The organism is Synechococcus sp. R3-13, assembly GCF_047462195.1.
Taxonomy (GTDB): Bacteria; Cyanobacteriota; Cyanobacteriia; order Thermostichales; family Thermostichaceae; genus Thermostichus.
This window is the reverse complement of sequence record NZ_JANSIO010000432.1, coordinates 4,615-16,839: the sequence shown is the minus strand read 5'-3', so window position 1 is coordinate 16,839 and position 12,225 is coordinate 4,615. Positions and strand designations below refer to the sequence as shown.

7 protein-coding genes and 1 pseudogene are annotated in these 12,225 nt (G+C 57.9%); 3 read left to right on the top strand and 5 right to left on the bottom strand.

Going from position 1 to position 12,225, the window contains the following annotated elements; all coding sequences use genetic code 11:
* Positions 1-157: 157 nt before the first annotated feature.
* Positions 158-1,012, bottom strand: a complete 855-nt coding sequence (locus NW856_RS12505; protein ID WP_414400534.1) for a sulfite exporter TauE/SafE family protein — start codon at positions 1,010-1,012, stop codon at positions 158-160.
* A 355-nt stretch (positions 1,013-1,367) separates the two neighbouring features.
* On the opposite strand from NW856_RS12505, the gene NW856_RS12500 reads away from it, so the two are divergent.
* Both NW856_RS12500 and NW856_RS12495 read left to right on the top strand, forming a co-directional pair.
* Entirely contained in the window at positions 1,368-3,086 is a 1,719-nt protein-coding gene (locus NW856_RS12500) for a transglutaminase domain-containing protein (protein ID WP_414400533.1), read from the top strand.
* A gap of 32 nt (positions 3,087-3,118) precedes the next feature.
* Positions 3,119-3,346, top strand: coding sequence for a Uma2 family endonuclease (locus tag NW856_RS12495; protein WP_414382071.1), 228 nt, complete (start codon positions 3,119-3,121; stop codon positions 3,344-3,346).
* A gap of 339 nt (positions 3,347-3,685) precedes the next feature.
* Here the strand turns inward: NW856_RS12495 and NW856_RS12490 are convergent, their stop codons facing one another.
* Both NW856_RS12490 and NW856_RS12485 read right to left on the bottom strand, forming a co-directional pair.
* Positions 3,686-4,750 carry a Gfo/Idh/MocA family oxidoreductase gene (locus tag NW856_RS12490; RefSeq protein ID WP_414400532.1) on the bottom strand — a complete coding sequence of 355 codons (1,065 nt, stop codon included), beginning with the start codon at positions 4,748-4,750 and terminating at the stop codon, positions 3,686-3,688.
* 109 nt (positions 4,751-4,859) lie between these two features.
* Positions 4,860-6,437 (bottom strand): phospholipid carrier-dependent glycosyltransferase, encoded by a 1,578-nt coding sequence (locus tag NW856_RS12485; protein ID WP_414400531.1) that lies wholly within the window; start codon positions 6,435-6,437, stop codon positions 4,860-4,862.
* A 211-nt stretch (positions 6,438-6,648) separates the two neighbouring features.
* Between NW856_RS12485 and ilvB the strand changes: the two are divergent.
* A pseudogene (ilvB, locus tag NW856_RS12480) lies at positions 6,649-8,448 on the top strand (biosynthetic-type acetolactate synthase large subunit); the annotation flags it as partial.
* Positions 8,449-8,745: 297 nt separating this feature from the next.
* Here the strand turns inward: ilvB and NW856_RS12475 are convergent.
* On the bottom strand, positions 8,746-10,353 hold the full coding sequence (locus tag NW856_RS12475) for a glycoside hydrolase family 57 protein (protein WP_414400530.1): 1,608 nt from the start codon (positions 10,351-10,353) through the stop codon (positions 8,746-8,748).
* 159 nt (positions 10,354-10,512) lie between these two features.
* A complete protein-coding gene (gene glgA / locus NW856_RS12470) occupies positions 10,513-11,988 on the bottom strand; it encodes a glycogen synthase GlgA (RefSeq protein ID WP_011432291.1) in 1,476 nt (491 codons plus the stop codon).
* Positions 11,989-12,225 lie beyond the last annotated feature (237 nt).

Sequence of the window (12,225 nt, the reverse complement as noted above, 5' to 3'; positions counted from 1 at the left end):
GAAGCTCTTTGGCAGCTACCCTGTGCATGACCCCTGCAAACAAGGTGCCCTATCCCAAACAGCAGGATCCCTGTCCTCTGAGGGGAAAGCGCGTCCAACGTAGAATCGAAATGACCAAGGACTGCTGTCTTGAGCGCTCAGGCAGACCAGGATCACTTCACAGGGCTCGGTAGCTTTGCCAAGCTTGCCAAAAAATGTAGAGAGAAAGGATGGTCAGAAAGCCCCGAAACAGCAGTCCGACGGTTTCATCGGGCAATTTGGGCAGGGTGCGTGTGCTGATCTGTACACCGATTAACCCCCCTGTGCCCAAGATTAAACCTGGGATCCAGAGCACATTCTGGTGGATGGTGCCGTCCCCGAACCCCAGGCCATTCCAGATCCAATCGCTGAGGCCCGCATGGCTGGCAGTGGCAGCAACTGCTGTGATCACAATGGCCCCCAGACTGGTCTGAATCGCCACTTTGATCGTCTCTTTCAGCAGCAGGATCTGCATTGGCACCAGGATCACCCCACCGCCGATGCCAAACAGCCCGGCCAACAAACCGGCAGTGCCGCCGGTCAGGGCGCGGGCTAACCAGGGAGACATCTGTCCTGAGGACTTCGCACCACTGTCGCGAACAGCAGCAGGCGGGAACTCTGTCTCCAGGGCTTGGGTGGCCACCTTTTTGCGCAGCTCCACCAGATAAGTGTTGGCCAGCAGCAACACTCCAAACGCTGCCAACAGCAGATAGCTGGGAAGGCGACTGGCGATAATTGCTCCTACTTGAGCCGTAAGCAACGCTGGGATCCCCAGCAGGATCACCCGTTTCAAATCAAGCATGCCCATCCGCCAGTTTTGGATGCTGCCCGCAATCGAGGTCATAACAATGGAAAGATTGCTGGTAGCTGCAGCTTGAACCGGTGGGATCCCCAAGCTGACCTGTAAGGGCACCAGGATCACGCCACCGCCAATGCCCAGCACCCCGGCCAGGATCCCTGCCACCAGGCCGCCAATTGCCAAGGCCAACTCCATCCCCTACCACTCCCCACCGCTGCTCTATCTTGCTGGCCAAAAAGCCGCCATCATCGTAACATTCTCCAGTCCTGGCAAGACTAGCAGGGATACATCGGTCGAGAAGCCTTGGGTGTGGGGTTGAAAAGAGGCGCATCATAATAATGTTGGACAGTAATGTTGGACAGTAAATATTGGACAGTCGTACCGCCTTGGTGCAGATCGCGCCAGCATGTCAACTTCATCCATAGGCAAGGAAGCCTTCATGGTTGCCATCCATCCGGCAAATGATCTGGGTGCTCTGAAAAATCTAGGTTCCACGGCAAGAGGATCCCAGCCTGCTTGGTGGCCTCCATCTGGGCGGCAACAGGGAACTGTGGCCCCTCTGCAACCTCTGGGGCTGGTTGCTTTGGAAGGTTTGGCCACCTGGGGAGATCGCCTGTTGGGCTTGGATCGGGTGAGGGGCTATTTGGTGGAAATTCAAGAGCACAACACCCTGCTGCTCAATCCCCATCATGTCCATTCTTTCCAAGGCGCTTACGGTTTGTGGGTAGAGTCAGAAGGGGATCAAGCGTGGATTTGGCTCAGTCGGGAGCAAGAGGGGCAAATCTTGCGCATTCCCATGTCCGCTCTGCAGCAACCGGGATCCCTGGAAGCCTTTCCAGTGTGTAGGTGCCCCTACCCTATCGAAGGGATCGCCCTCTGGAGCGATCCCCACACGGGAAACCGCTACCTCTATGCCACCTGCTACCGACGGGGAAAAATCCTGCAACTGGATCCCAGCCGTGGTCTCATCGTGCAGGAGATGCCCGCCCCTGGGGTTGGCCGAGAACACATTGCGGTGCAGGGAGACTACCTCTGGGTGAGCGATCGGGTGGAAGAGACGATCTACGTGCTGGAGCGCCAGACCGGGCGAGAATTGGCCCGCATCCTCACCCCTTCTCCTGGGCCGACAGGCTTGGCCTACTGGCGGGGGCAGCTCTGGGTAGCCTACGCCCACGAAGAAGCATACATCCACGACAACCCCAACGCTCCAGATCCCTTGTCGGTGGCCCTGCGCGATAAAACCTGGGTGGCCCCCCTACGCCTGCGGCCTTTGGATCCCCCTAGCTCCCCCGACCCCTCTGGCGGCAGTGGAACCGAGGCCGAGGATTCCCCCATTGCCTGTCCGGTAGTTTTTCAGCCCCAGTGTCTGGGGGAACGCGCCACCTACACCCTCTCCCACGGCTATCGGGTGGAGCTGACCTATGTGGAAGAAATTGCCCAAGAAGAGCCGCGCTTCCTGCCCGATTTGGTCTGGCGAATTGCCTTGCCCTGCAACAGCCTTCGCCAACGGGTGCGCAGCCTGCACTGGGTAGGTCTGCCGTTTGAAGTGGAAGAGCAATCTGGCCAACAGGTGGCGGTGTTTTCGCTGGGATCCCTGGGGGCCCATGAGGTGCGCTTGTTTGGCTGGCGGGCGGTGCTGGATCTCTACAGTATCAAGTACTGCATCGATCCACTGGATGTAGAGGCTGCCGTTTTGCCCAGGGAGCTGCGGGATCGCTACTTGGTGGACGATGACTACCTGGCCATGGACACCTCGATTGTCCGAGAGGCAGCGCGGCTGGCCGTTGGCAGCGAGACCAACTTGCTGCGCAAAATGCTCAATATCCGGGCCTATGTTTACGACAAGCTCTCCTACCGGGTCACCTCTCGCATTGATCCGCCGGATGAGGTTTTGCGGCGTGGCTCCGGTTCTTGTGGCGAATATGTGGGGGTGCTGTTGGCTTTGGCCCGCCTCAATGGGATCCCTTGCCGCACGGTGGGGCGCTACAAATGTCCTCCCCATCCAGAACTGAAAGGGATCCCGCTGTTTCCCCAGTACAACCACGTGTGGATTGAGTTTTATCTGCCCGGCTGGGGTTGGGTGCCGATGGAGTCGAACCCCGACGATCGGGGGGAGCGCCCCTATTCGCAGCGCTACTTCATGGGCTTGCCCTGGACCCATGCCGAGATCGCCAAAGGGATCCCTTTCGAGACGATCAACACCGACCAAGCCTCAATTGGGGAGCTGGCCATTAACCATGTGCAGTTTCGCATCTTAGAAGAAATTTGAAAGGCGAATAGAGTGAGAAAACGGGCCTGAGATTGGCCAACACTGCTCCGGGAGTGATTTTTGCCGAAGATAACAATGTGGCTCCTGATGTGGTGTGGGTAAGCCGCTCTCGACTGAGAACAGCGTTAGGGGCGGATGGCAAACTCCACAGTGCCCCAGAATCGGCGGTAGGAGTGCTGAGCCCTGGAGCTCGCAATATTGGCCAAGATAAGCAAACTAAGCTCAAGCTTTACAGTCGGCTTGGGCTACAGGAGTATTGAGTGGTGGACTGGCAACAGCAACAAGTGGAAGTCTACCGGCGTCAGCAAAGGCAGTTGGTGTTGATCAAAACTTGCTTGGGAAAGATGAATTGGACTCGAATTGGACTCGCCGTTGCTGCCGGGGCTTGCGTGCCCGATTTCACAGCTGTGGATGCCACCTCTTGCCTGAGTCTGGTGGGAGCCCCATTGCTCGCTCGAAAAGCTGCCACCCGAATGGGGAGCTGTCAATAGAGCTGCACTCCGCGGGCGCGAATGTCGCTTTTTCTTCCCCAGCCTGATGCTGGAATGGCTATGGGCCAACAACAGGGCTCTGCCCCCATCTGGGGCTTGCGTTAAAGACTAGGATAGGAGACTACGGCGGGGCTTGGCTTCGCTCCAGGCACATCCATCCAAAGCAATCCGCTCTACCTCCGAGGCCAGCCTCAATGCTTTCAGGGCCTGTTCCCCACCCACAGAAGGTTGGTTGCCCCCCCGCACGCAATTGATGAAGTGCTCCAGTTCGGCATGCAGCTTGTCGATATTGTCGGTGTGGACTTTCTCAATCAAACAATCCCGCTGGTAGGGCATTTGGCCGTAGTCGCTGGTGCTGCCGACGGATCCCTGGCGGTACACCGAGATCTCATTGTGTAGAAAATCTGCTTCTACCAAGGCATTCTTGCAGTGGACGGCAATTTTGCGCACCTTGCGGTGGGTGACCTTGCTGGCGGTGAGGGTGGCGATGACGCCGTTGGCAAAAGTGAGAGTAGCCGTGACGTAGTCCAGGTAGCCCAGCTTGGAGATGCGGTTGCCGCTGGCGGTAATCTGGGTCACGGGAGATGGGATCAGCTCCAGCAACAGATCGATGTCGTGGATCATCAAGTCGAATACCACCGACACATCGCTGGCGCGGTCGGAATAGGGGCTGAGACGGTGAGCCTCGAAAGCCAGAGGTTCTTCACTTTGCAAGACTTGGCCCAGCTTTTGGAAAACAGGGCTGAAGCGCTCGATGTGCCCCACCTGCAAAATACAATTGCAATCGGCAGCTCGGTTCACCAGCGATTCTGCTTCGCTGATGCTGGCAGCGATGGGCTTTTCGATCAGCACATGTACCCCGGCCTCCAGGCAGGCCATACCCACCTCGTGGTGCAGAACCGTCGGCACGGCAATGGCCACGGCAGCTACATGGGGCAGCAGATCGCGGTAGTCCTCATAGAAATGAACGCGGTGGCGGCTGGCCACATCCAATCCCCGTTCCACGTTGATATCCGCTACCCCCACGACCCGCACATCCTTCATCAGGCTGAAAACGCGGGTGTGGTGCTGGCCCATGTTGCCTACCCCGATCACCCCAACCGGGACAGCTTGCTCTGAATAAGCCAGTGGACGGCGGGGAGAGTTGGCAGAACTCGGGCAAGATCGGGCCATGACGTTTCCACTACCTCCACCACAAGGGTTTCGCGAACCTCGCTCCATCTTTCGGTAACGGAGCGCCGCATTTCACGAAACAAACTTCACAAAGCTTACCATGCCTCCCTTAGATCCAGTTCAAGCCGGGGATGGGCGGCAGGTGCAGCGGGGGCTGTTGGCAGGATTGGGGGCTGAAACAGAACAGCGGCACCGGGCTAGAGCGAAACCACATGCGGGCGTAGAATCCGCTTGGACTGAGGGGCAGGCCAAGCCAAACGGGGAAAAAGAAGACAAAGGACGCCAAAACCAAGGCCACCGCCGTGATGCTCGCCCCGCGCCAAAAGCGGCGATAGCTCTGCCAGCCCAGCAGCACCAACCAAGCCAGGGCTAGGGTGCTAAACGCCAGAGCGCTCATGTAGTGGTAGATAAAAACGCAGCGGCTGACCCTAAACCAAGGCAGGTAATTGGCCGCATAGCCAATCAAAATGAAGGCTTCGAGACCGTGAAAGTGGCGGATCCCTCGCCAGACAAGCACCAAGATGGATCCCGTCCCCAGCCACCACAGCCAAGGATTGCCCAAGCCATGAACAGCTTGCCAGAGGTTGCCCTGACTGCCGAAGTAGTAGGCCACGGGGCGGCCCAGAATTGGCCAGGACCAAGCTCCTGCCGAGGCCAAGGGCGTAGTCAGCCAAGGACGCAAAGCCGGGAACCAAGCCACCAGGGATCGCAAGCTGGTGGAGCAGTAGGGGTGAACAGGGGTCTCTTCGTTCACCACCAGGTGGGCTGCCATGTGGCCGCCGTAGATGGATTGGTTGATGAGTACCAGGGATCGGAAATAATTCTGGATGCCCGTCCAGCTCCAATCCAGAGTTAGTCCCTGTTGGGGATTCAGCTGCAGGTGCGGGATCCACTGAATGGCATAAAAGGCCAGCGGAGCGAGGATGAAGCAAAACACATAGTGCCACCAGCGCAGATGACGAATCTGGCTCAAAATGCCCAACCGTGGGATCCACTGCGGGCGCAGCCAGACTACCCCCCAGACGAGGATCCCCAACAGAGCAAACATGAAGGCAAACCAGAGGCCATTCCACTTCACCGAAGCTGCCGCCCCCAACAGGATCCCGGAGCAAGCAAAGTGAGCAGCCCGCCGCCAACCTTGGCCTTCTAGACCTCTCAGCAACAGAATGGTCGCTGCCAGCCCAAAGGCTACCAGATACACGTTGATCAGGCCAAAGCGGGATTCCACCAGAAACACCCCATCGGTCAGCAGCAAAACCCCGCTCAACAGAGCAAAGCCCACGTGGTAGGTGAGGCGGTAGGCTAAACCGGTCAGCAACAGAGGGATCAGGGATCCGCAAAAAGCAGTGGCGAAGCGGAACCCCCACTCGTTGCGGCCAAACACCCGAATGCTGAGGGCAATGAAGTACTTGCCCAAGGGGGGATGCACATCGTAAAAAGGCTTACCATCCAAGTAATTCTGGGCAAACTCCGGGAAGTACACCTCATCAAACACAGGTGCCGGGAACTCGTCCAGCCGCCACAGGCGCAACCCCAGACCCACCAGAAAGATCCCCAGCGCTCCCCATACCAGCCACTGTCGGGATCCCACAGCACTGTGCGGGGATCCGAGGATGGGCACAGCTAGCAGCAAGCTGCCCTGAGACCGCTCCGGCCCGGGGTCAATGGGGGTTGGCTCTCCAGTCATGGATAGGGCACTCTCAACACTCCGGCGAGGATCCCTAGGGATCCCCAGTGTTACTTTAGCCGACCGTGAAAGCCTAAGCGATTCCAAAGCAAACCACTGCTAGACTGTAGAATTGAATACAAAGTTGGCCAACTTCTGGCCAGTACCCTGTCTGCGCTGGCGCTCCTGAGAGCGGGCGTTTGACGTTCGGTCATCTCAGTGGGGAGGAGACACCGTGGCGACTGGTGGATATGCGTTGGTGGACAGCCTGCACCGGCATGGGGTGCAACACATCTTTGGCTATCCGGGGGGAGCCATCCTCCCCATCTACGACGAGCTGTACAAAGCCGAGTCTCAGGGGCTGCTCAAACATTACCTGGTACGCCACGAACAAGCGGCTGCCCACGCCGCCGACGGATATGCTCGCGCCACTGGCAAGGTGGGGGTGTGTTTTGCTACCTCTGGCCCAGGGGCGACCAACCTGGTGACGGGCATCGCCAACGCCATGATGGACTCTGTACCCATGGTGGTCATCACTGGGCAGGTACCTCGCCATCTGATTGGCACCGACGGCTTCCAGGAGACGGACATCTTTGGCATCACCCTGCCGATTGTCAAGCACTCCTACGTCGTACGGGATCCGCGCCAAATGTCTCGGATCGTGGCAGAGGCTTTTCACATTGCCGGGACAGGGCGGCCCGGGCCGGTGCTGATCGACATCCCCAAAGATGTGGGCCTGGAAGAGTTTGACTATCAACCTGTCAGCGAGATCAACATCCCCGGCTACAAGCCCACCGTGCGAGGCAACCCACGGCAAATCCATGCGGCGGCCAAGCTGATCCTGCAGGCCAAACGGCCCTTGCTGTATGTGGGGGGTGGGGCGATCATCTCCGGTGCTCACGCCGAAATTGCCGAGCTGGCCCACACCTATCGGATCCCGGTGACCACCACCCTCATGGGCAAAGGGGCTTTCGATGAGAACGATCCCCTGTCGGTGGGGATGCTGGGCATGCACGGCACGGCCTATGCCAACTTCGCCGTCACCGAGTGCGACCTGCTCATTGCGGTGGGGGCCCGCTTTGACGATCGCGTGACCGGCAAGCTAGATGAATTTGCCAAGCACGCCAAAGTCATTCACATCGACATCGACCCAGCCGAGGTGGGCAAAAACCGTGCGCCCGATGTGCCGATTGTAGGGGATGTGCGCACTGTTCTGGTGGAGATGCTGGCTCAACTGAGCAAAATGCCTTCTACTCCAGGCCTAACTCAGGCCTGGCTGGATCGGATCGAGCGCTGGAAGCGGGACTATCCCCTGCAGGTGCCCAGCTACGAAGGCGTGATTGCCCCCCAACAGGTGATCGATGCCTTTCGTCGTCATGCTCCCCACGCCTACTACACCACCGATGTTGGCCAGCATCAGATGTGGGCGGCGCAGTTTCTGCGCAACGGGCCGCGCCAATGGATCTCCAGTTCTGGGCTGGGCACCATGGGCTACGGGTTCCCCGCGGCGATGGGAGTCAAGGTAGCCCTGCCTCACGAAGAAGTCATCTGCATCAGTGGCGATGCCAGCTTCCAGATGAACATGCAAGAGCTGGGCACAGTGGCTCAGTACGGCATTGCCACCAAAGTGGCCATCATCAACAACGGCTGGCAGGGCATGGTGCGGCAGTGGCAGCAGGCCTTCCACGGCGAGCGCTACTCCCACTCGGATATGTCTCCCGGAATGCCGGATTTTGTCAAGCTAGCCGAGGCTTTTGGGGTAAAAGGGATCCGCGTCGATCACCCCGATCAACTGGAAGATGCCATCCAGGAGATCCTCAAGCACGAGGGGCCGGTAGTGGCCGACTTTGTGGTCAAGCGGGACGAAAACTGCTACCCGATGGTGCCTGCCGGCAAAGCCAATTATCAGATGATCGGGCTGCCGGAGAAGCGGCAACTGGAACAAGCCGCCGAGCTGATCTACTGCCCCAATTGCGGCACCAAAAACCCCACCCTGCACAAGTTTTGCGCCGAGTGCGGCACCAAGCTCTAGAACCGACGGCCTGACCATTCGGCTGGGGAAGGCGGGCCCCAGCAGCAGGGAGTCTTCGGGGATATCGGGGCTACTGAACAAGCCAGATTAAAACGCTCCCTGAGCGCTCTGCGAGGCCAACACGAGCGACTCCTGCCCCTTTCCCAAAAGGAGAGGAAGGTTGGGATCAGCGCAACGAACGGAGGATCCCTCCTGCCCTGGGGTAGTTCGATCCCCTCAAGGAGGGTAGCCGGAAACTTCTGCCTCTGGTGTCTCTGGCGGTCGGAAGCAGGCACCCTCCAGACCTGCCCAACCGGCTTAGAGGGGTCGGTAAACCCGGTAGTTGATATTGGGGAAGATGTTGTCCATGTATTCCACCTTGGCCAGCCACTGCTCCTCTTCAGGGGTGGCTTTTTCTCGCCGAAACTGACCCTCTTTGATCTTCTCGTAGAGGTGGTTGAAGCGCAGCAGATGGGACTTGGTGCGGCGCACTGCATAGGGAACCATCGTCCCTGTGCGCATGATAAAAGCCCAGTCAGACGATTGAGCCAGTAGCAATTCTCGCGCCGCCTGGTTCAAGGCCCGCCATTCTAGGTCATCGGCAGGCTCGCGACGGCTCAGCTCGATCATCCGCTCGGTGGCCTTGTGCAGGTGGGGGTAGATCCAGGCGTTGGTGGGGTTGAGCCAGTACTCGTGGAAGCCGCGCGCCCCCCAACTGGACTGGGCAGGTTTGCACACCTGCTGGGTGGGGTTCTCCCGCAGGTACTCCGCCAGGTGAGTCATGCGATAGGTGTTTTGGTCGAAGTAGCTCTTGCGGATGAGAAAATCCAAAAACCAAGGGCCCTCGTACCACCAGTGGCCGAACAACTCCGCATCGTAGGGGGCCACCACCAGCGGCGGGCGGCCCATGACGCTGTACAAATATTCGATTTGCCGCTGGCGGTTGAACATAAAGTTGCCCGCATGCTCTGCCGCTTTCTCCCGCGCCCAATAGGGGTCGTAAAGCTGCTTTTGCCCCAGGTCCAGGTTGCGCCCGGTGATGCGGTGGTACTTGATGCCGGTGTTTTTCCGCTGGCCGTTGGGCATGATGTAAGGCTTGATGTACTCGTAGTCGGCCTCATACCCTAGGTCTTTGTAGAACTCGCGGTAAACCGGATCCCCTGGATAGCCCACCTCTGCCGACCACACCTGCTGCGAAGACTCGTGATCCCGCCCGAAAACGGCGACGCCGGTCTCGGTAAAAATAGGGGCGTACATGCCGTAACGAGGCCGGGGCTTGGCGTAGAGAAGACCATGGGCGTCGGTGATCATGTAGCGCAGGCCGGCATCGGCAATCATCCGCTCCAGCCCTTGGTAGTAGGCGCATTCCGGCAGCCAGATCCCCCGCGGCCATTGGCCAAAGTGCTCGTTGTAGTGCTCACAAGCTACAATCAACTGCGCCCAGACTGCCTGCGGGTACATCTGCATCAAGGGCAGGTAGCCGTGGGTAGCCCCACAGGTGATGATCTCGAGGTTGCCGCTGTCTTGAAACTGCTTAAAAGCTCGCACCAGATCCCGGTCGTAGCGCTCCCAGAGATCCCGCACCATGGCAAACTGCTTGATGTAGTGCTCCGCCAGGTAGCGAATGTGGCCGTTGGTGGCGTTTTTGTCGTACTCCAGTTGGGCCAGTTCTTCTAACTTGGTCAAGTAGTGGTCGTAGCGCTCCTGCAGCAAGGGATCCCGCAGCATCGACACCAAGGGCGGCGTCAGGGACATGGTGAAGCGAAAGTCGATGCCATCTCGCTGTAGCCCCTCGAACATGTGTAGCAGCGTCACATAGGTCTCCGTGATGGCTTCGTAGAGCCATTCTTCCTCCAGCACAAAGTCTTGCTCAGGGTGGCGCACAAACGGCAGGTGCGCGTGGAGTACCAAGGCGAGATAACCCATGGCAGCCGGGGATCCTTACAGACAGGGAAAGATAACGGAGCAGAATTACCCTTCTCAGCAGCAAATCTGTAGAGAAGGTTAAGCCCAAGATTGCTACCTATCGTCCAGCATTTCGTCCTTGGGGTCAAGGGCTGGGATCGCTGGGGATCGCTGTTGGGCTCAGCGGTGACGAATGAAGTCGTAGATCTCCAGATACTCCTTGCCAGGATAGTTCCAGGAGTAGTCGTAGCTCATGCCTTGAATCTGCAGTTGACGGAACTGGTCAGGAGCGGTGTACCAAAGGTCGATGGCCCGATCCAGAGCCGACTCCAAAGCAGCTGGATCTGTGTGATAAAAGACGTAGCCGTTGCGTTGCTCGGGCAATTTGTGGGGATCGTAGTCGCGGTCGAAGACGGTATCCACCAGGCCACCCACTCCTCTCACCACCGGAACCGTGCCATACTTCAAGCCAATCATCTGAGTGAGTCCACAGGGTTCGTAGTGGCTGGGCACTACGATGATGTCTGCCCCCGCATAGATAAGGTGGGAAAGTTCTTCGTTAAAGCCCAACTCAATGTGAACATCGGGGTTGTTGTTGAGGTAGCTTTTCTCGTGGGCAAACCAAGCGCCGATCCCTCGCTCCGTAGCGGATCCCAGCAGAACAAATTGGGCATTTTTGAACAGGGAGCGGTAGATGGCATGATGCACCAAATGCACGCCCTTTTGCTCGTCCAATCGCCCGATATAGGCCACGATAGGCTTGTCAACATCCTGCAGTAGCAGCCGATCCCGCAGAGCTTTTTTGTTTTTAGCTTTATTTTCCAGCGTTTGAGCAGTGTAGCGCACGGGGATAAAGCGGTCGATCTCCGGGTTCCAAATGTCGTAATCGATGCCATTCAAAACGCCGCGAAACTTGTGCCGGTGCAAGTAGAGGGTATGGCCAAGTCCATAGCCGTAGTCGCCAAATTGCACCTCCAGCGCGTGATTGGGAGAGACCGTAGTGACAAAGTTGGAAAAAACAATTCCCCCCTTCATAAAGTTGAGAGAAAAGGGGTTGAAGTTATCGCGCAAACGGTCGTAGTGGAAGTAATAGGGTTCGCGGTTGAGGCCGGTAGCCCAAAGAATCTCTGGGCCGCCAAAGCCTTGGTGTTTGAAGTTGTGAATGGTGTAGCACACCCGCTGATTTCCCATGCCGTGGTACTTGTAGATCTCAAACAGCAGCACCGGTACCAACCCTGTCTGCCAGTCGTGGCAATGGATGATGTCGGGGCGCTTGTTGCTTTGTAGGAGAAACTCTAGAGCCGCCTTGCTGAAAAAAGCAAAACGCATGTTGTCATCCGGGCAGCCGTAATAACACCCGCGATTGAAGAAGTTATCGCCCGAGTGAGGCTCAATGAAAAAGCAAAGGCGGCCATGAACCCAGCCGCAGTACACCGAACAGTGGATGGCCCCCCCGTACCAGGGCACCCAGAGATCGCGATAGGCATCGTGCAAGCCCCAGATCTGGTCGTAGCGCATGGTGTCATACTTGGGCAAAACCAGCTCGACACAGTGCCCCCGCACCTCCAGCTCCCGGCTGAGGCCGTACACCACATCCCCCAGTCCCCCCGCCTTGATGACCGGGGCACATTCAGACGCAATCTGCACGATGTACATTTCGAGATCTCCTGTAGCAGAGCCTTACCTTTCTTCACAAAACGATAATCGTTTTTGGCCCCGACAGAACATCCCTCGCAGCGGCAAGGGATCCCCACAATTAGGGATCCTCACTTTAGATAACCTCTGGGCAGACTGGGTTCAGGCTCAAGCGGCGCCATTTGCTCAGGAACCTGATCTACGGGAGCAGCCCTCTGGGCAATTATGGGCATTTCGATTCAAACTAGAAACGTTGAA